Origin of the sequence: Streptomyces sp. NPDC049541 (assembly GCF_044465725.1) — a bacterium.
GTDB lineage: Bacteria > Actinomycetota > Actinomycetes > Streptomycetales > Streptomycetaceae > Streptomyces.
The window spans coordinates 242,177-262,000 of sequence record NZ_JBITLY010000006.1; the positions used below are offsets into that span (position 1 = coordinate 242,177).

Genomic DNA, 19,824 nt, shown 5'->3' on the forward strand with positions numbered 1-19,824 from the left:
GCGTGTCGCGCCCACGCGGCGGAGCCGCATATCGATACAGCCCCGCGCCCCTTCAGGGCGCCAGCCACTGCGCCAGTGCTAGCGGATCCGGCGGTTCCGGCAACAAACGGCTTACTGCCACGGCCAGTTCGGGGCTGTTGGTCAGGGCGGCCCCGGCGGTCTCCTCGCCCGTCTCGGTCAGCGCCAGGCCCAGGCCTGCCCAGGCTGCGGGTCTGGCGCCGGGGAGCGCCAGTTCCTCGGCGTAGAGCTTGACCGCGGTTCTTGCGTCGCCCGCCACCAGGGCGAGGTCGGCCGCGGCGGCGCCGGGGATCTGGGCGGCCGGGTCGGCGTCGGCGAGCAGCCTTGCGTACTCCGCGGGGTCCACGAGGCTGAGGCGGGACAGCAGTGCCAGGGTGTCGAGCCGGCAGGCGCCGGGGTCCGTGCGCAGTTCGGGCTCCGGCACCGGCCCCAGCGGGGCGCCGCCGTGCTGCCAGGCCTGCGCCAGCGCCTGTGCGTAGGCCTTGGGGGTGTGCAGGTGGTGGGCGCGCCAGGTCGCGTGGTGGTGGGCGGACGCCAGCCGGGCGAGGTCCTGCTCGTGCTGTCCCACCGGCTCCGTGCTCCAGGATGCGGTCTGCTCGGTGAGCGCCTCGCAGAGCCGGCGCCCGAGCGGGGTCAGCAGGGGGTGGTCCCGCAGCGTGGTGAGCACCTGGTCCAGGGCGTCCCGCAACAGCGCGAACTCGAAGCCCGCGAGACCCTCCTCGCCTCGTGCCCGCCAGTAGCGCGCGACCCCGGAGAAGGCGTACGCCCCGTGCACCAGCCCGCCGAGCGGACGCGGATCGTCCCGCCAGGGGGCGTAGAACAGGTCGGCGCAGTCCTCGAAGAGCGGGGCGAGGAAGATGAGGCCGTTGAGCAGGGTGTGCCGGAACTCATGGATGAGGGCCACCCCGAGCTGCGGCGGCAGCACCGCCGTGTCCTGGTCGGGTTCCGTCAGCAGTACGCAGCCGAAGGCGTCGCTGGAGGAGGCGGTGCGCCCGCGCAGGCGCTCCCGGTGGGGCAGCGGGACGAGGGACAGCAGCCCGGCGGAGAGCGCGCGGGCGTCGGCCCGGTGGTCGGCCACCAGAAGGGGCCACATGGCGGAGATCCAGCGCTGCCAGTCGGCGAACTGCTCGGGTGCCAGCCGCCGGGAGGCGGCCAGCCCGGACACCGCCGGGTAGGGGCCGAGGTCGTCGATCGCGAGCGTGAGGGTGAGGCCTTCGGCGGTGGCGCGCAGCCGGCGCAGCCCCTGCCAGCCGGGCCCGTCCCGTTCGGGATCCTCCGGCAGTGTCACCACCGTGGCGTCCCCGACGACGCTCACCACACCGTCCTGCGCCCGCACCTCGGCGGTCCCCCAGCGCTCGGCGGTGTCCAGCCGCGCACGCCCCAGGCAGGGCAGGAAAACACTTCCGTCCCGCACCGGGACCGGTACCCGGAAGGAGGCGTCCGCCATGATCGACACGGTGGCCGCGAACTGGCTGAGGAAACCCAGTTCCACCCACAGCGGCACGTCCTGCGCGCTCTCGTCCCGCTCGGTCCGCGACAGCCGCCGGAACAGGGCCGCCGCCCACAGGCCGACCTGCGGATCGAGCAGTACGGCGCGAACGGCCTCGGGGGCCCGCTTCTCGACGCTCTCCAGCAGCCGCCAGGCCTCCTCGACCCCGGCTCTCTCGGCCTCGGGGGTCCCGGCGCAGGAGTCCAGGATTCCCCGCATGAGGAGCAGCCGCCGGCTGTACTCCGCGTCCAGGAGCACGGCGACCGCCGTGTCGTCCTCGGTGGTGGCCAGCAGGGACCGCAGAACGGACCCGGAGAGCTGGTGATGGTGCATCGGCACGATTTCCTCGTTCCCGGCCGGGGTGACGTGCCGTGAAATTTAACCGCTCGGGTCCTGCACGGAGACCGTGTTGCCAATTCTTTCGGGGACTCCTGCAGGACGGGGCGATTACTAGCTACCGCTGCTGCCACCGATGGTGGAAAGCGGTTGGTTGACGCAGCGCCTCAGATGCTTGACGGAGGATTCCAGAACCATGCTGTCCAGGCTGCTGAGCTCGCCGAGGGAAAGCCCCGAGAGGTCGGGAAGCCAGCTGGACATGGCCGTTTCCGACGCCGCCGCCTCGGATGGAGTGGCCTGATTCCTCGATGCCATGACGTCCCGTCGCTTCCCGGATGAACACGTGTCGAGGACACCCTGCTACACAACACCCCGCCCCTGCAAAGACTCTAGGGACAGGGTGTCAGGTCCGCTACCGGACAGGGGCCAGATTCTCCTCGTGAGCGGTGGCGTCCTGTGCGCTCCCGGCGTGCAGCTCGGCCGTCTCGGCCTGCTCCACCGGCGCCTCCGCCTCCCCCGCCCGCTTCGGCAGGGCGAACATCAATACGAAGATGGTCGCCATCACCGCGGCGACCCATCCGAGTGCGTGCTGGAAGGCGTTCACGAACGCCGGGCCCACCTCGGACCGCGTCAGCCGGTCGCCGATCTCCCCGAAGAACACCACCGAGACCAGCCCGAGCCCCAGCGCGTTCCCCATCTGCTGCACGGTGTTGATGAGCCCCGACGCCGAGCCGGCGTGCTCGCGCGGCACGTCCGAGAGCACCGCGTCCGTCAGCGGGGCCACGATCAGGCCCATGCCGACGCCCATCACGACCAGGGGCAGCGCCATCTGCCAGGAGGCGATGGCGAGGCCGTAGCGGCCGGACTCCCAGATGTAGAGCAGGACGCCCGCGGCCATGAGCAGCGCGCCCGCCTGGAGCACCTTGCGGCCGAAGCGCGGCACCAGTTTCTGCACGGACAGGCCGGCCGCCGTGGAGACGGAGATCGAGAACGGCACCCCGGTCAGCCCCGCCCGCAGCGGGCTCCAGCCCAGCCCGGTCTGCATGTAGAGCGTCCACACCAGGAAGAACACCCCGAGCGCGATCCCGAACACCGTCTGCACGGCGATCCCGGCCGCGAAGCTCTTCACCCGGAACAGCGACAGCTCCACCAGCGGAGACCCGTCCCGTACGGCCTTGCGCCGCTCGTACGCCACCAGCACCGCGAAGACGACGAGCGCGCCCGCCATGGAGACGTACCCCCACAGCGGCCAGCCCAGCTCACGGCCGCGGGTCAGCGGGTAGAGCAGCATCGTCAGACCGAGAGTGACAAGGGCGACCCCGACCAGGTCGAGCTTCAGCGCCCGCGGTGCCTTCGACTCGGTGATGAAGCGGCTGCCGAGGACCAGGCCCGCGATACCGACCGGGAGGTTGATGAGGAAGATCGGACGCCATTGCAGACCCCACAGGTTCCACTCCGTCAGCAGCGCACCGAGCAATGGGCCCGAGACCGCCCCGAGCCCCACGATCGCGCCGAACAGCCCGAACACCTTGCCCCGCTCGTGCGCCGGGAAGGTGGCATGCACGATCGACAGCACCTGCGGCACCATCATCGCCGCCATGCCGCCCTGCAGGATCCGGGAGGCGACCAGCATCTCCGGGTTCGCGGCGAAGCCGCACAGCGCGGAGGCGAGGGTGAAGCCGCCGATGCCGAGGAGGAACAGCCGCTTGCGGCCGTGGATGTCACCGAGCCGCCCGCCGGTGATCAGCCCCGCGGCGAAGGCGAGCGCGTAGCCGGCGGTGATCCACTGGATCTGGCTCACGGAGGCGCCGGCGTCCCGCTTGATCGACGGGATCGCGATGTTGACGATCGTGACGTCGACGAGGTCCATGAAGGCCGCGGTCATCACGATGGCGAGGGCGAACCAGCGCCTGCGGTCGCCGGAGGGAGGAACAGATGGGATCTCGGTGGAGGTCATACCCCGAAGCTAGACCCCTAGTAGGTCAGATCGTGTCCTACTTCTGCGGCATGCTCTCACCATGACGACGGACACCCCGGCCCGGCTCCTCCAACTCCTCTCCCTGCTCCAGACTCCCCGCGAATGGCCCGGCGGCGAGCTCGCCGAGCGGCTGGGCGTGTCGCGGCGCACGGTGCGGCGGGACATCGACCGGCTGCGCGAGCTCGGCTATCCCGTGCAGGCGACCCTGGGCGCCGAGGGCGGCTACCGGCTGGTCGCGGGCAAGGCGATGCCGCCGCTGGTGCTCGACGACGAGGAGGCCGTGGCGATCGCGGTCGGACTGCGCGCGGGCGCCGGGCACGCCCTGGAGGGCGTGGACGAGGCCTCCGTACGGGCCCTGGCCAAGCTGGAACAGGTGCTGCCCTCCCGCCTGCGGCACCGCGTCTCCACCCTCCAGGCCGCGACCACACCGCTGACCAGCGGGGACGGGGCGAGCATCGCACCGGAGACACTGACCGTCATGGCGTCCACGGTGGCCGGGCACGAGCGTCTGCGCTTCGCGTACCGCGCCGGCGACGGCACCGAGTCCCGGCGCCTGACGGAGCCGTACCGCCTCGTGTCGACCGGCCGCCGCTGGTACCTCGTCGCCTACGACCTCGACCGCGCCGACTGGCGCACCTTCCGCGTCGACCGGGTGAGCGATCCCTTCGCAACCGGCGCCCGGTTCGCCCCGCGGGAGCTGCCGACGGGAAACGCGGCGGAATATCTGCGCCGCTCGATGCAACGGCACCAGGAGTCGTACGACTTCGAGGTCACCTTCGCGGCCCCCGCGGAAACCGTCGCGACCCGCATCCCGTCCTGGCTGGGCACCCCGGACCCGATCGACGAGCACACCTGCCGCCTGCGCGCCCGCACGAGTGACGCGGCGGACTGGCTGGCGGTCCGGCTGGCCCTGCTGGGCCACGAGTTCACGGTACGGGAACCGCCTGAACTGGTGGCGAGCGTACGGGAGTTGGGGGAACGGCTGGTCCGGGCGGGGGCGGCTGACACCACGCGCTGAAGGTGCCTCGGGGCCCGCCTCACCTTGGGGGGTTAGCGAAACGTGACGACCATATGGCAGAGTGTCACGCTGCGGGACACACGCGACGGCGGGCCACCCCAGTGTTCAGGTCTGGGGTGGCCCGCCGTCATGTGTGTCCGGGCGAGGATCCAGCACGCCCCAGAAGGAGAACCGGGCCCCGGCGCCCGGGGGGAGGGGCGCCGAAGCCCGGCTCAGGAAAGTCCCGCCGCCGGGGGGGGATGTGCGTCGGGACGTGGTCCAGTGGTGGCAGTGCGGTCGTTCAGGGGGCGGGATGATGCCGCCGAACTCCTGTGCCCTGAAGTCTTGTTCCCTGCTTCCGACGGTTGAAGCGGCGTTGAACCGCCATGTTTGCGCGGTCTTTCGCCACCCGGCGTGCGCGGCCACCGGCGCGTACGCCACCCGGCTCTCACCGGGTGCCGTACGCGCCCCCGTGACCGCTCGTCAGGCCGCCGCCTCGAAGCCCGTGTCGCGGGCCAGCTTCTTCAGCTCCAGCAGGGCGTGCTTCTCGATCTGCCGGATCCGCTCGCGGGTCAGACCGTGCTCCTTGCCGACCTCCGTCAGGGTGCGCTCGCGGCCGTCCTCGATGCCGTAGCGCATCTTGATGATGGACGCCGTGCGCGGGTCGAGCCGGCCGATGAGGTGGTCGAGCTCCTCGCTGCGGAGCAGGGTGAGGACGGACTGCTCGGGGGAGACCGCCGAGGTGTCCTCGAGCAGGTCGCCGAACTGGGTCTCGCCCTCGTCGTCCACCGACATGTTCAGCGACACCGGGTCGCGCGCCCAGTCCAGGACGTCGATCACACGGTCCGCGTTCGAGCCGAGCTCGGCGGCGATCTCCGCGGGCTCCGGGTCGCGGCCGTGCTCGCGGTTGAACTCCCGCTGCACACGGCGGATCCTGCCCAGCTCCTCCACCAGGTGGACGGGCAGACGGATGGTGCGCGACTGGTCCGCTATCGAGCGGGTGATCGCCTGACGGATCCACCAGGTCGCATACGTCGAGAACTTGAAGCCCTTGCGGTAGTCGAACTTCTCGACCGCGCGCACCAGACCGGCGTTGCCCTCCTGGATCAGGTCGAGCAGGGGCAGACCGCTACGGGGGTAACGGCGGGCCACGGCCACGACCAGGCGGAGGTTGGAGCGGATGAAGATGTCCTTGGCGCGCTCGGCCTCGGCCACGAGGGCCTCGAGCTCCTCGCGGGTGGCCTCGGCCTTGGACTCCTCGTACCCGTCGAGAACCTGTCGCGCGAACACACCCGCCTCGATGATCTGGGACAGCTCGACCTCCTTGGCGGCGTCGAGCAGCGGTGTGCGCGCGATCTCGTCGAGGTACATGCCGACCAGGTCACGGTCGGCGATCTCGCCGGCGTGGGCGCGAACACTGCTTGCCGCGTCGGCCGTCTCGCCGGTGGCGGACTTACGACGGGCGACGGCACGGGTTGCCATGCGTGCTCCCTTGCGATGGTGGGCTGGCGGGTGGTCTCTCAGACGCGGGGCACTCGCCTTCGAGTGCCGCTGAGCACTTTGGTCGGGTGCCCTGCATCCGAAGGAAACAACGACTGGAATCCGGACAGAATTCCCAACCCGCCCCCCAATTTTTCTGATCATGCAGTACCCTGTCCGGCCACAGAGGGAGGCCTGACGGTGTCGGAACGTACAGAGGTGCAGGTCAGACCAGGAGTCGAGGAGGACCTCGAAGCTCTCACCGACATCTACAACCACTACGTACGTGAGACGCCCATCACATTCGATACCGCCGTCTTCACTCCGGAAGAGCGTCGTCCTTGGCTGCTCTCCCACCCTGTAGACGGGCCGCACCGGCTGATGGTTGCCACGGATGCGGACACACAGGAAATTCTGGGCTACGCCACATCCAGCCCTTACCGCATGAAACCGGCCTACGGGACGTCGGTGGAGGTCACGGTGTACGTGGCCCCGCACGCGGGCCGCCGCGGCATCGGCACGCTGCTGTACAAGGCCCTCTTCGAGGCCCTGGCGGAGGAGGACCTGCACCGCGCCTACGCGGGCATCGCCCAGCCCAACGAAGCGTCCACGCGGCTGCATGAACGCTTCGGGTTCCGCTACGTCGGCACCTACCGGGAGGTGGGCCGGAAGTTCGGCAGGTACTGGGACGTCGCCTGGTACGAGAAGGAGCTCTAGCAGGCCAGGGCAGGGCGAGGTCCGATGCGGTGCGGCAGCGCCCTGAAGGGGCGCGGGGCTGTGCCCGATCAGCGGCTCCGCCGCGATGGGGGTCCCCCGCTCGAGCGAAGCCGAGAGTGGGGGAGCGACCCCGACGGCGCCGCAGGCGATCGATGGCGAGCCCAGGCTCAGCCGAACTGCACCGACCGCTTCGCCATCCCCATCCAGAAGCCGTCGATCACGGACCTCTGCGCGTCCAGCTCGCCGGTGACGTCCGCCGCGCCCATGGTCACGAACAGCGGGGCGAAGTGCTCGGTGCGCGGGTGGGCGTAGCGGCCGGCCGGGGCCTTGTGGAGGAAGTCCAGCAGGCCGTCCCAGTCCCGGGCCTCCAGCGCCTTGCGGCCCCAGTCGTCGAACTCCGAGGACCAGCTCGGCACTCCCCCGCCCGTGTGCCGCAGCGCGGCCAGGTTGTGGGTGAAGAAGCCGGAGCCGACGATCAGCACGCCCTCGTCGCGGAGCGGCGCGAGCTTGCGGCCGATCTCCATCAGCTTCACCGGGTCGAGGGTCGGCATCGAGATCTGCAGGACCGGGATGTCGGCGGCGGGGAACATCTCGACGAGCGGGACATAGGCGCCGTGGTCGAGGCCGCGGTCCGGGATGTCCTGCACGGGTATGCCGGGGGCACGCAGCAGCTTCCGTACGGATTCGGCGAGTTCGGGCGCGCCCGGCGCCTCGTACTTCACCTGGTAGTAGTGCTCGGGGAAGCCCCAGAAGTCGTAGACGAGCGGGACCGTCTCCACCGCGCCCAGCGCGAGCGGGGCCTCCTCCCAGTGGGCCGAGACCATGAGGATCGCCTTGGGGCGCGGCAGGTCGGCTGACCAGGCGGCGAGTTCGCCGGGCCAGACCGGGTCGTCCGCGAGCGGTGGCGCACCGTGGCTGAGATAGAGGGCGGGCATGCGCTCCTGAGTGGCGGCGGACATGGCGTCGACTCCCAATGCTTGAACTCTCAAACTCTCTGCTTCAGAGCATACGCCCCGTTTGTTTAATTTTCAAGGAGACCTCTCGTACGATGGATACATGAACACGGCACCCACATCCGCTGAAGAAGCAGACACAGCGGCGAAACCCGCCGGGCAGACCCGCTGGCTCACCGACGAAGAGCAGCGCATCTGGCGCTCCTACCTGCACGCCACCATGCTTCTCGAGGACCATCTCGACCGCCAGTTGCAGCGGGACGCGGGTATGCCGCACATCTACTACGGGCTGCTGGTCGGCCTCGCCGAGGCCCCGCTCCGGCGGCTGCGGATGACCGAGCTGGCCATGAAGTCGAAGATCACCCGGTCCCGTCTCTCGCACGCGATCGCACGGCTGGAGAAGAACGGCTGGGTGCGGCGCGAGGACTGCCCCTCCGACAAGCGGGGGCAGTTCGCGGTGCTGACGGACGCGGGCGCCGAGGTGCTGGGGCGGACCGCTCCGGGCCATGTGACGGCCGTACGCCAGGCGGTGTTCGAGCGGCTCACCCCGCAGCAGCAGGAGGCCCTCGGCGAGATCATGGAGATCGTCGCCGAGGGCCTCCAGCCCAGCGATGCGGGCGCGGACCTGCCCTGGCTCCGCTGAGCCGCTCACTCAGGGAGCCAGGGCAGGCAGGCCCTGCCGCCACATTCCCGCCTGCCCCGCGATGCCTGGCACGCCCGCTCGCCGCGTTGCCGAAAAGCCCTGGTAGCTCCGCTACGAGGACTTTCCGGCGCCTTGCGATCGCACGCACCAGACGCCGTGGGGCCCGCCTTTCGGGCGGACGGCCCGAATGTGACGGCAGGGCCTGGGGGTCGTACGCGAGAGGCGTCCCCTTCCTCTCGCGTACGGATGGTTCCGAAGAGGTACCCCGGACGGCCGCCGTCAGTGGGCGACCACCGGGACGGCCAGCTCGTCCTCGACGCCGTCCGCCGAGCCCGACACGGTGGTCGAGCCGGGGCTGCCGGCGTTGACCAGGGCCACGACGATCGCGGCGGCCAGCACCAGCATGCCGACGGCGAACCAGATCGCGTTGGTGTAGCCGTGCACCGCGCCCTGCATCTGGACCAGCTGCGCCTGCGACTTGGAGGTCGCGCCCGCGATGTGGTCCTTGATGTACGCCGTCGTCGCGGACGCCGCGATCGTGTTCAGCAGGGCCGTGCCGATCGCGCCGCCCACCTGCTGCGAGGTGTTGACCATCGCGGAGGCCACACCGGCGTCCCGGGGCTCGACGCCCAGGGTGGCCAGGGACATCGCGGGCATGAACGCCGTACCCATGCCGAGGCCGAGCAGCAGCATCGCCGGCAGGACCAGCGAGGCGTACGACGAACCGATCTCCAGCCGGGTCAGGAAGAACATGCCGCCGGCCGCGACCAGGAAGCCGGGGCCCATCAGCACCCGGGCCGGGACCCGGGTCATCAGCCGGGCGCCGATCTGGGTGGAGCCGACCATCATGCCCGCGATCATCGGCAGGAAGGCGAAACCGGTCTTGATCGGCGAGAAGCCCTTGATGACCTGCAGGTAGTAGGTCAGGAAGAGGAACGTGCCGAACATCGCGATGATCGCGATACCGAGCGAGAGGTAGATGCCGCCCCGGTTGCGGTCGGTCACCACACGCAGCGGCAGCAGCGGCGCCTTGACCTTCGCCTCGGTGACCACGAAGGCGATCAGCAGGACGGCCGACGCGACGAACAGCGAGACGGTGGTGGTGTCGCCCCAGCCGTCGGACTCGGCACGGGTGAAGCCGTAGACGAGCGAGACCAGACCGAGGGTGGACAGCAGCACGCCCGGGATGTCGAGCGGGTTGCGGTTGCGGCCGCCCTCCGGCTCACGGATGACGAAGTACGCGCCGAGCGCGGCGATCACGGCGAACGGGATGTTCACGAAGAACGTCCAGCGCCAGTCCATGTACTCGGTGAGCACACCGCCGAGGATGAAGCCGACGGCGCCACCGCCACCGGCGATCGCACCGTAGATGCCGAACGCCTTGGCGCGCTCCTTGGCGTCGGTGAACATCACGGCGAGCAGGGAGAGCGCGGCGGGCGCGAGCAGCGCGCCGAAGACACCCTGGAGGGCACGGGCGCCGAACATCATGGCGCCGGTGGTGGCGGCTCCGCCCAGCGCGGAGGCGGCGGCGAAGCCGACGAGGCCGACGACGAAGGCGCGCTTGCGGCCCCACAGGTCGGCGATCCGGCCGCCGAACAGGAGCAGACCGCCGAAGGCGAGGGCGTAGGCCGTGACGACCCACTGCCGGTTGCCGTCCGAGATGCCCAGATCGGTCTGGGCGGACGGCAGGGCGATGTTCACGATGGTCGCGTCGAGCACGACCATCAGCTGGGCGAGCGCTATGAAGACGAGCGCTTTCCAGCGGTTGGCGTCGCCGGTGTTCTCGACGGCGCCTGGAGCCTTTGAGGCTGTTGCAGACATGGGGGTACCCACTTCGGGACTTCGTGACGGAAAAAAGGCGTCTTACGGGGACGGCTCGTCCACGGGCTTGCGACGACGGCCGGTGACTCGGTGTTCGGTGTGTTCGGTGTAGTGACTGGCTTGGGGTGCGGAACTAATCGCAGGGCCGGCGCAGATCCTCCACGGTCACGGGCGCGCCCGGCAGGACCGAGCGGGCCGGGGCCCGCAGTCCGTCCAGGAACAGCTGCAGATGGCGGTGTACGAAGCGGTCGTTGACGAAGCAGTCGGTGCCGGCCGGGGGCCGGCTGAGCTGCGAGACGACGATCATGAGGTCCCCGACGGCGACGTCGGGGCGGAGCTGACCGGCCTCCTTGGCGCGGTCCATCAGCTCGTTCACGGTCTGCTCGACCCGCTCACGGGCCGCTTCGAGATCGGGATGGTTCTTGTCGAAGGTGCTCTGGACCATCGGGCACAGCGCGCTGATCCGCTCGTCGGCGGCGGTGTGCACAAAGCGCTCGAGCGCCTCGAAGGCGTCCCCGGTCTCGGCGAGCGCGAGCTCGGCCGCCTCCGACGTCCGGTCCATGACGGAGCAGACGACCTCGCGGACGAGTGCGTCGCGGTCGGGGAAGTTGCGGTACACCGTGGCGTTGCCCACGCCGGCCCGGCGGGCGATCTCGTCGAGCGGCACCTCGGGGCCGAACTCGGTGAACATCTCCCGGGCGGCGGCGACGATCCGCTCCCGGTTGCGCAGGGCGTCGGCGCGCGGCCGGGTCACCTTGCGCTGCGGGGCCTTCGCGGTCGTCGTGGCGGTCACGGTGTGCTCCTCGGTGAAGGTTGCTGCGAGTGGTCGGCGGTGCCGCGATCCGGGGAGGCACTCCCCGTTTCGCTCGGACACCTGACTAAACGGGGAGACGCTCCCCGGTTATTTCAGGTTGACGAAGAGATTTGATGTGACCTGAATCACATCCACCTCTCCTCGAAACCCCACGTTCGGGCTCCTCCAGCGCGCGCCCGCGCAGCCCCCGAACCAGGGTGATCGAAAGGGCGCAGTCCGATGCCGCCGGCTGCCATGGACGAAGGACGCGTGCATGCAGCTCTGCCGTGGGATACGTCCACGCCGCGCGGCCGCCCTCGCGTCCGTGACCGCCCTGACCCTCGCGGTCAGCACCTCGGCCGGCACCGGACATCTGACGGTGCCCTCCACGGCCGGAGCGGGCCCGATCGCGCCGGCCCGCAGCGCCGTGCTCAATCCCTGCATGATCAGAGGCGGTCACGCCATCCAGCTGTCGGAAGGCGTCCCGACCGGCGCCGGCTACTCCCGCTCCACGGGCACCGTCCACGCCCTGACCCTGATGGTCGACTTCTCCGACGCACCCGGCCCCGGCAAAGCCCTCGACCGCTTCCACGAGTTCTTCCCGAAGACCCGCCAGTGGTTCCGCACCGCCTCCTACGGCCGCCTGGACTACCGCCCCGAGACCCCCGTCCGGCACTGGCTGCGCATGCCGAAGCCGTTCAAGGCGTACGGCATAGAACGCGGCGCCCCCTTCGACTCCGGCTACCGCGAGTTCGTCCAGGACATCGTCAGCGCCGCCGACCCCAAGGTGAACTTCCAGGACTACGACTTCCTGAACGTGCTGGTGACGCCGAACGCCGGCCCGTCCGCCCTGGACACCGTCCTGTCGGTGACCTTCGCCGGCAACACGGAGGCACCGGTCGCCGACGGCGTCCCCGTCGCCAACGTCTCCTTCGTGTACTCCCGCCAGGACGACGGCTCCGGCTCCTACGGCAGGACCGGCTACCGGGTGCTGCCGCACGAGAACGGCCATGTCTTCGGCCTGCCCGACCTCTACACCCAGGCCGGCGGCGGCGCGGTCGGGCACTGGGACATCATGAGCGAGGACTGGGGGGCCGACAACGACCTGCTCGGCTGGCACAAGTGGAAGCTCGGCTGGCTGGACCCGTCCCAGGTCAGCTGCGCCTCAGGGCACGGCACCATGGAGCACACGCTGACCCCGCTGGAGCGCGCGGGCGGCCCGAAGCTGGTCTTCGTACCGCTCAGCAGCCGCACCGGGTACGCCGTGGAGGTACGCACCCGCGCGGGCAACGACGAGGCCGTGTGCCGCCCGGGCGTACTGATCTACAAGGTCGACGCGGCCGTCGACACCGGCATGGGGCCGGTGAAGGTCTACGACTCCCGGCGCGACAGCGGCGGCTGCACCCGCAGCCCCAATGTGCACGCGGAACTCTCGGACGCCCCCTTCACCCCCGGCGAGGTCTTCAAGGACCCGAAGCGGGGGATCCGCATCGCGGTGGCGGGGGCGGACGGCTCCGGAGGCTCGCGCAGCTACCGGGTGCTGGTGACCCGGCGCTGAGCGGCCCGCAATGCACCGGGGTTCTCCGCATTACGGTAGGCATGCCCCGACCGCCGTACCGGAGACCCGATGCCCGCCAAGCCCACGATGGACGCCGCTTCTCCCGCCGTACGCGCCGCCGCTTCCGCCGCACCGACGGGCTCTTCCGCCGTACCGGCCGAGGCGGTCGCGCCGCTCGTCCGTGGGGTGGCCGTGCTGCGACGGCTGACCGAGGAGGGCGGGACGCTGAGCCCGAGCGCCCTGGAACGGGCCACGGGCCTCGCCCGCTCCACGGTCGACCGGATCACCGCCACCCTCGCCCGCATGGGGTACGTCCGCCTCGACGGCCGGGACGTGATCCTCACCCCCCGCCTGATGGAACTGGGCAACGCCTACCTGTCCGCCCTGCGGCTGCCCGCCCTGCTGGACGCACGTGCCGACGCCCTCGCCGACGAACTGGACGAATCCGTGTCCCTGGCGGTCGCCGACCGCGACGGCATCCGCTTCATCCACCAGGCCACCCGCCGCCGCGCGATGTCCCTGAGCTTCCGCATCGGCGACCTGCTGCCGGCCGAACGCACCGCGCCGGGCGCCCTGTTCGCGACGGAGTGGACGCAGGACGACTGGCGGGAATGGCGGCACCGCAGGGCAGCGGACCCGGAAGCGGCGCTCTTCCCGGCCGTACCACCACCCCAACACCCCTCCTCCGACGAGGACTTCGAGCGCCGGGTGTCCGAATCGACCGCGCACGGCTGGGCCTTGGACGACCAGCTGATCGAACCGGGCCTGGTCGCGGTGTCCGTCCCCGTACGGGACCCGCGCACCGGCCGTATCGCCTGCGCCGCGAACGTGGTGAGCCACACCAGCCGGCACACCGCCGCGGACCTGCGCGACACCCTGCTCCCCCGGCTGCGGGCGGCGGTACGGGTGATGGAGGACGACCTGCGCGAGGTACCGCCGCCCCAGCCGGCCGCAGCGCCCTCGGGCCTCGCGACCTGGACCGGCGCGTCGAAGCAGGAACTGGGCCGGGAGTTCGTCGAGTCCCTGGCCCGCGGCCTGACGGTCCTGACGGCCTTCGGCGAGGGCCGCGCCGCCCTGACCCTGACGGAGGTGGCAAAGGCAACGGGCCTGGCCCGCGCGACGGCCCGCCGTGCCCTGATCACCTACGAACACCTCGGCCTGGTCCATGCGCAGGACCGCACCTTCACCCTGACCCCCCGCGTCCTGTCCCTCGGCTTCCCGCCCCTCTCCCGTACGTCCCTCCCCGAGATCGCGGCCCCGCACATGGCCGAACTCGCCCAGAGGGTCCACGAGTCGACGTCTCTGGCCGTGCTGGCGGGCCACGACATCCAGTACACGGCCCGCGTCGCCACCAGCCGCATCATGAGCGTGAACATCACGGTGGGCACCCGGCTGCCGGCCTACGCGACCTCCATGGGCCGCGTCCTGCTGTCGGACCTCCCCCCGTCCGACCGCCCCCTCCCCCTCCCCCTCCGCCCCCTGACCCCCCACACCCTGACCGACCCGGAGGTCCTGACCCGCGTCCTCACCGAGGTCCGGTCCCAGGGCCACGCCCTGGTGGACGAGGAACTGGAAGAGGGCCTCCGCTCGATCGCGGTCCCGGTCCGCGACCGCACCGGCCGAGCGGTCGCCGCCCTGAACGTGGCCATGCACGCGGCCCGCCACACGCCCGAGGAGTGCGAACGGGACATCCTGCCCCACCTCCGCGCCACGGCGACCCGCATCGAGCAGGACCTCCACGTGGCAGGCCGCTTCACCCGCGTCCCGACGACCTGACCCCACCCCCCACCCGAACAGATCCGGTACGCTGACGCCTGTGGCCTCCACGGCCACGACCCCGCCTTCGTAGCTCAGGGGATAGAGCACCGCTCTCCTAAAGCGGGTGTCGCAGGTTCGAATCCTGCCGGGGGCACAGCAAAACGCCAGGTCAGAGGCCCTTCCGTCCATCGAACGGGAGGGCCTTCGTCCTCGCAGCACACATATGAACCTGACCTGGCCTTTCGTCATCCACGGGCGGCCCTCCAGGGGGCTGCCCAGCCGATCGCCTTGCGAGTGCGCGTCCATCTCGTCGGCAGCAGGTGCGTGTAGGTACGCAGGGTGAAGCCTGGGTCGGAGCGCCCGAGGTACTCGGAGAGCGCCTTGATGGCCCCCTCCACCCCGCCAGCGCCGGCTGGCTCCTCCAACGCACCGGGCGCCACCCCGGCCACCAGTTCGCCCCCGGCATCCACTGCTCGACACCGCGAACGCTCACACTTTCCGTCTCCGCAGGCGGCACAACCACGGCCTTCGTCGAATCGGTGATTCGACCGAGACAGGGCTGCGCCCTAACGGCCAACGCAGAGGCGGGACGGCCCTATTGGGGCCGTCCCGCCTAACGGTTCAGGGCCTCGGAGCGGTCCGTACTTCCTCATCAGTGGGCCGTTCCGTTGGGGAGGTTGACCGTCTTGTACTCGAGGAAGGAGCTGAGCCCCTCGGGTCCGAACTCGCGTCCGATGCCCGATTCCTTGTAGCCGCCGAAGGGAGCGGCGAACTCGATCCGGTACCCGTTGATCGTCAGGGTTCCCGTGCGTACTTGGCGGGCGATCCGCATGGCGCGGTCCGCGTCACTGCTCCACACGCTTCCCGACAGGCCGTACTTCGAGTCGTTGGCGATGCGGACGGCGTCCTTGTCGTCGCCGAACGGGATCACGACGAGCACGGGGCCGAAGATCTCGTCCTGTGCGATGCGCATGCCGCTCTCGACGTCGGCGAAGATCGTCGGCTCGACGTACCAGCCCTTCGGCTGGCTCGAGGGTCGGCCGCCGCCAACGGTGACTACCGCACCTTCTTGCCGCCCACTGGCGATGTACTCCTCGACCCGCCGCCGCTGGCGTTCCGCCACCAGCGGGCCGACCTCGGTGGCGGGATCGTGCGGATCACCGACCGTCAGCTCGGCGGCTGCTTGGGAAATCGCGTCGACAACCTGCCGGTAGCGGCTGCGATGAGCGAGGATCCGCGTCTGCGCCAGGCACTGCTGGCCGGACATCATGATCGCGAACGGTATGAGGGCCGGCACGACGCTGTCGACGTCGGCGTCCTCGAGAATGATGGCGGGCGACTTCCCGCCGCACTCGAGGGTGACCCGCTTGAACTGCTCGCCGCACAGGGCGGCGACCCGTCGCCCCGTGGCAGAGCTGCCGGTAAAGCTGATCTTGTCGACCAGCGGATGGCGCACCAGCGCCTCGCTGCTCGGCCGGTCAGCAGGCACGATGTTCAGCACACCCGGAGGCAGGTGCGCTTCCATCGCGGCCTCTGCGAGCACGTACGCGTCGAGCGGCGTCTCGGGCGCCGGCTTGAGGACCACCGTGCAACCGGCGACCAGGGCCGGGGCGAGGTTCACCATCGTGAGGATGAGCGGGACGTTCCACGGCACGATCTGGCCGACGACGCCCACCGGCTCCCGAAGGATCCGCGCCGGTCCGGTAAGACCTGCTCGGTCCTCCTCGAACGGGAACGTCGCCGCAAGCCCTCGGAAGTAGTCGAGGAGCATCACGGGAAGAGGTGCCTGCAGCTGATGGGAGAAGCTGATCGGCGAGCCCATTTCCTCGGTGATGAGCTGAGCGATCTGCGGGACGCGCGACCGCAGATAGTCCGCGAAGGGTTCCAGCGCGTCCGCTCGCTCCTGAGGCGACATGTGCGGCCACGGTCCGTCATCGAACGCAGCACGGGCCGCGCGGACAGCGCGGGCAACGTCGGCAGGCGTAGAGGAAGGAGCCGAGCCGATCTTCTCCTCGGTGGCCGGAGAGATGACCTCGATCAGGTCGTCAGCCTCCGGCTCGACCATGTCGCCGCCGATGAAGAGGCGGTCCTGTACGAGGGCCGGCGCTTGGATGATCGCGTGCGAAGACATCGCATGCCTCCTTGTTGCCGGCGGGATACGGACGCCACGGCCCTGGCCCGCTTTTCGTTGTCGGTCACTCACGATGGTGGGCGGCCGTGAGGTGGCTTCGCATCGATGGGCCGACGCTGAGATTTTCCGGGCGGGACCCTGAGGATTGCGCCTACGAGGCCGCGGGCTCGTGTGATCCGCCGAGGTGCGCCGCGAGCTGCTGGCGCGAGTGGATGCCGAGCTTTTGGAAGACATGACGCAAGTGGGTCTCCACGGTGGCCAGGCTGATGACGAGCTTTTCCGCGATCTGCCGGTTGGCCAGGCCCTGGCCGGCGAGGTCGGCAACGCGACGCTCGGCGCCCGTGAGCGCTTCGACCCCGCTGAGCGCCTGGCGGCGGGGACGCGCACCGCCGGCCCGCAGTTCCTCGCACGCCCGCTGTGCCAGCGCTGTCGCCCCGCAGGACCAGGCGCTGTCCATCCCGCGCTCCAGAGCGGTCCGTGCCTCGGAGCGTTGGCCTCGACGGCGCAACGCGGCGCCCAGCTCGACCAGTGAGCGCGCGTGCTCCAGACGTGCCGGCGAGCCCTCGAGCACCACAACCGCCTCTCGCAGCAGGCCCACACACTCGCTCGTGGGGGCCGTCAGCGCGGCCGCGCGTAGCGATACCCCGAGTGTTCGCGGCGCGCCGAACGCTCGTGCAAGATCGAGCTCCTCACACGCCAGCCGATGTGCCGCACCAGCATCTGCGGCTGCCAGCGCAAGCGCCGCCTGCGACCGCCAGGGCACGATTCCCGGGGTCACAACCGCGCCTTCCATCCGGGCTCCCAGGGTCACCAGCTGATTGATCGCCTCCTCCGTGCGGCCCTGGGCGGCCCGCAGCCGGGCTCGCGCGCCGATCAGGAATGAAAAGAGCAGCAAAGGACCATCGGCGTCGGCCAGCCCGGTCTCGGTCAGCAGTCGCTCGGCATCCCTGGTTTTCCCTCGTTCGATCAGGGTGTCCACCAGCACGGCGACCGCCATCGGAGCATGCAGGGAGTGAGCCGGCGGCCCGCTGCCGGTCGGCCCGGTCCCCGGATGGAGCTGAACCACCTCCAGCGCGGCTCCAGCATCGGCCTCGGCCTCGGCCAGCGCGCCCAAGCGGTAGAAGAGCATCGAACGGAGCACGGCCGCATTCAAGAACTGCGCGGCCGACCCGTGTCGGCGAGCATCCTCCACCTCGTCGTCGAGCAGCCGCCGGGCGAGCGAGTGACCCTCGGCGAAGATCAGCGCCACGAGGAGCTGGGCGCTCATCGGTGCACGTGCGAATTCGGGCGCCTGATACCGGCCGCGGGCTGCCTCCTCGGCCAGGCGGAGAACCCGTTCGGCCGGTTCGTTGGCGAAGAGTGCCTCTACAGCCGCCAAACTGGAGATGTGGGGAGGGGCAGGTTCGCCGGCGAGGGCAGGCCCTACGACCTGGCGGACGCGGTTGCGCAGGCCGCGCGGTGTCGAGAGATCCACCTGCAAGGCCCCGGCCACGGCTGCCTCCAGGAGCAGCGCGCCCTCGGAGTCCCGCTCAGCGGCCTCCGCAATGAGGCCGTCCAGAGCGGGTGCGACCTCGTGCGCACGGTCCGACCACACGAGCGCGGTGCGCAGACGGAACCCGATCTCGATCTTCGCCGCGATGTTGCCGGTGCACTCGAGCGCGGCCCCCAGGTCTTCCGCAGCCGCTGTGAACTGGCCGGCGCGCTGCTCGGCCGTACCGAGCTCGCGCAGCACCTCGGGCCTGCACGTATCGGGTGCCGGCTCCGCGAGCGCCCGCTTGAGATAGCGCACCGCCAGGTCGGGGGCGCCCTTGCGGGTCGCCGAGCGGGCGGCGTCGAGCAGGATCTCGACGACCTCCCCATCGCCGGCCGGGGCGGCTGCCAGCAGGTGCGACGCCACACGCTCGACCGCGGCTCCCGCGCGCCACAGCAGCCGGGCGGCGTCGCGGTGTCCTCGTGACCGGCGGCGAGGGGGAAGCTGCGCATAGATCGCCCAGCGGACGAGCGGGTGCACGAATGCCAGGCCACCGGTGCCGCGCACGATACTCATCGAAACAAGGCCATCGACGGCCTCGTCGCAGCTCGCCGGATCGAGCCCTGCCAGGCGGGCTGCCTGCACGGCCTCGGCGCCATCACCCAACACCGCCACAGCCGCGGCCAACGCCGCAGCCGACGGCGGCAGGCCCGCCAGACGCAGGTTGATCCACCGCGACACCGTCTCCAGGCCCATCTCGCCGACCTGCTCGACTGCCGCCGAGGTCGGCTGCGCGCCCCGGGCACGCAGGGCGCCGATCAGCTGCGTGAGCAGGAACGGGTTACCGCCCGTAGTCGTCCAGCAACCATGGACGACCTCTGGATCGATGGGCGCTGCCGCGAAGGCTTCCTGCACCAGGGTTCGTACCGCGTCGAGTTTGAACGGCTCCGGCCGGACGACTTCGGTCTCCGGGCCCGCAACCAGCTCCGTGAACAGCAGGCCCTGGGCGCCGGGGTCCTCCGGGCGCACCGCCAGCATCAGCAGCACGGGCAGGCCGTGCACGCGCCGAGCCATAAAGCCCAGGAACCGCAGTGACGGCATATCGGCCCAGTGTGCGTCGTCGACCACCATCAGCAGCGGCGCGCGCGCCGCCAACTTCGCGGTCAGCCCATAGAGCCCATTCAGCGTGGCGAAGCTGCGATCGCCGCCGCCGGCTGTTTCACCGAGACGATCCACAGGGCCGCCACCGAGCAGCCACCCGGCAGGAGCGGCAGCTCCCTCGAGCAACACCCCACGCTCGCCGGTCTCCGCGGCGGCCAACACAGGCTCGAACAGCTGCCTGGCGACGCCGAAGGCAAACTCGGTCTCCATCTGCCCGCCGCGAGCGCTGACCACGGCCACGTCGCTCTCCGCTGCAAGCTCCATCGCCGCCCACAGCAGCCGGGTTTTGCCGATCCCCGCCGAGCCCTCCACCACGACGACCGCACCTCTGCCGGCCTTCGCCCCTGCAATCGCCGCGCCGAGACACCGCAGCTCGTCCTCACGCTCGAGCAGCGACAGCCCGGCGTCGGCCCGGTCGAGTCCGTCAGGCACCGCAGGGCGAAGGCCCCCTTCTGTACCGCGCTCGCCTTCGCGGCCGGACGGCTTCACGGTGACTTCTCTCGTCTCCGGGCGGCTGCCAG

Annotated in this window: 13 protein-coding genes, 1 tRNA gene and 1 pseudogene; 6 read left to right on the plus strand and 9 right to left on the minus strand. The window is 70.6% G+C overall.

What is annotated here, in order from left to right; all coding sequences use genetic code 11:
- Positions 1 to 52: 52 nt before the first annotated feature.
- Together ACIBW9_RS23625 and ACIBW9_RS23630 are read right to left on the minus strand one after the other, a co-directional pair.
- Positions 53 to 1,840, minus strand: coding sequence for an HEXXH motif domain-containing protein (locus ACIBW9_RS23625; RefSeq protein ID WP_398958044.1), 1,788 nt, complete (start codon positions 1,838 to 1,840; stop codon positions 53 to 55).
- A 415-nt stretch (positions 1,841 to 2,255) separates the two neighbouring features.
- A complete protein-coding gene (locus ACIBW9_RS23630; RefSeq protein ID WP_398958046.1) occupies positions 2,256 to 3,800 on the minus strand; it encodes an MFS transporter in 1,545 nt (514 codons plus the stop codon).
- Between the two features lie 61 nt (positions 3,801 to 3,861).
- On the opposite strand from ACIBW9_RS23630, the gene ACIBW9_RS23635 reads away from it, so the two are divergent.
- Positions 3,862 to 4,839 (plus strand): helix-turn-helix transcriptional regulator, encoded by a 978-nt coding sequence (locus tag ACIBW9_RS23635; RefSeq protein ID WP_398958048.1) that lies wholly within the window; start codon positions 3,862 to 3,864, stop codon positions 4,837 to 4,839.
- A gap of 462 nt (positions 4,840 to 5,301) precedes the next feature.
- Here the strand turns inward: ACIBW9_RS23635 and ACIBW9_RS23640 are convergent, their stop codons facing one another.
- Entirely contained in the window at positions 5,302 to 6,300 is a 999-nt protein-coding gene (locus ACIBW9_RS23640) for an RNA polymerase sigma factor RpoD/SigA (protein WP_398958050.1), read from the minus strand.
- A gap of 198 nt (positions 6,301 to 6,498) precedes the next feature.
- Here ACIBW9_RS23640 and ACIBW9_RS23645 point away from each other — a divergent pair, with 198 nt between their 5' ends.
- Positions 6,499 to 7,014: a GNAT family N-acetyltransferase gene (locus ACIBW9_RS23645; RefSeq protein WP_398958052.1), complete on the plus strand. Its 516-nt coding sequence runs from the start codon at positions 6,499 to 6,501 to the stop codon at positions 7,012 to 7,014.
- Between the two features lie 167 nt (positions 7,015 to 7,181).
- Here the strand turns inward: ACIBW9_RS23645 and ACIBW9_RS23650 are convergent, their stop codons facing one another.
- The gene (locus tag ACIBW9_RS23650; protein ID WP_398958054.1) at positions 7,182 to 7,973 is read right to left on the minus strand and encodes a dioxygenase; all 792 of its coding nucleotides are present in this window, start codon (positions 7,971 to 7,973) and stop codon (positions 7,182 to 7,184) included.
- 97 nt (positions 7,974 to 8,070) lie between these two features.
- Between ACIBW9_RS23650 and ACIBW9_RS23655 the strand changes: the two genes are divergently transcribed.
- The gene (locus tag ACIBW9_RS23655) at positions 8,071 to 8,610 is read left to right on the plus strand and encodes a MarR family winged helix-turn-helix transcriptional regulator (protein WP_398958057.1); all 540 of its coding nucleotides are present in this window, start codon (positions 8,071 to 8,073) and stop codon (positions 8,608 to 8,610) included.
- Positions 8,611 to 8,889: 279 nt separating this feature from the next.
- Here the strand turns inward: ACIBW9_RS23655 and ACIBW9_RS23660 are convergent, their stop codons facing one another.
- Entirely contained in the window at positions 8,890 to 10,431 is a 1,542-nt protein-coding gene (locus ACIBW9_RS23660) for an MFS transporter (RefSeq protein WP_398958059.1), read from the minus strand.
- 133 nt (positions 10,432 to 10,564) lie between these two features.
- The gene (locus ACIBW9_RS23665) at positions 10,565 to 11,224 is read right to left on the minus strand and encodes a TetR/AcrR family transcriptional regulator (protein ID WP_398958062.1); all 660 of its coding nucleotides are present in this window, start codon (positions 11,222 to 11,224) and stop codon (positions 10,565 to 10,567) included.
- Positions 11,225 to 11,498: 274 nt separating this feature from the next.
- On the opposite strand from ACIBW9_RS23665, the gene ACIBW9_RS23670 reads away from it, so the two are divergent.
- From ACIBW9_RS23670 to ACIBW9_RS23680, 3 genes are all read left to right on the plus strand, one after another.
- Positions 11,499 to 12,782 carry a M6 family metalloprotease domain-containing protein gene (locus ACIBW9_RS23670; protein WP_398958064.1) on the plus strand — a complete coding sequence of 428 codons (1,284 nt, stop codon included), beginning with the start codon at positions 11,499 to 11,501 and terminating at the stop codon, positions 12,780 to 12,782.
- A 69-nt stretch (positions 12,783 to 12,851) separates the two neighbouring features.
- A complete protein-coding gene (locus ACIBW9_RS23675) occupies positions 12,852 to 14,558 on the plus strand; it encodes an IclR family transcriptional regulator C-terminal domain-containing protein (protein WP_398958066.1) in 1,707 nt (568 codons plus the stop codon).
- 63 nt (positions 14,559 to 14,621) lie between these two features.
- Positions 14,622 to 14,694, plus strand: a tRNA-Arg gene (locus ACIBW9_RS23680).
- A 91-nt stretch (positions 14,695 to 14,785) separates the two neighbouring features.
- On the opposite strand, the pseudogene ACIBW9_RS23685 reads toward ACIBW9_RS23680, so the two are convergent.
- The 3 genes and pseudogenes from ACIBW9_RS23685 to ACIBW9_RS23695 form a co-directional block, all read right to left on the minus strand.
- Positions 14,786 to 14,929: pseudogene (locus ACIBW9_RS23685) on the minus strand (site-specific integrase); the annotation flags it as partial.
- A gap of 263 nt (positions 14,930 to 15,192) precedes the next feature.
- Positions 15,193 to 16,671 carry an aldehyde dehydrogenase gene (locus ACIBW9_RS23690; RefSeq protein WP_398958068.1) on the minus strand — a complete coding sequence of 493 codons (1,479 nt, stop codon included), beginning with the start codon at positions 16,669 to 16,671 and terminating at the stop codon, positions 15,193 to 15,195.
- 151 nt (positions 16,672 to 16,822) lie between these two features.
- Positions 16,823 to 19,792, minus strand: coding sequence for an AAA family ATPase (locus ACIBW9_RS23695; protein WP_398958070.1), 2,970 nt, complete (start codon positions 19,790 to 19,792; stop codon positions 16,823 to 16,825).
- Positions 19,793 to 19,824: the final 32 nt, after the last annotated feature.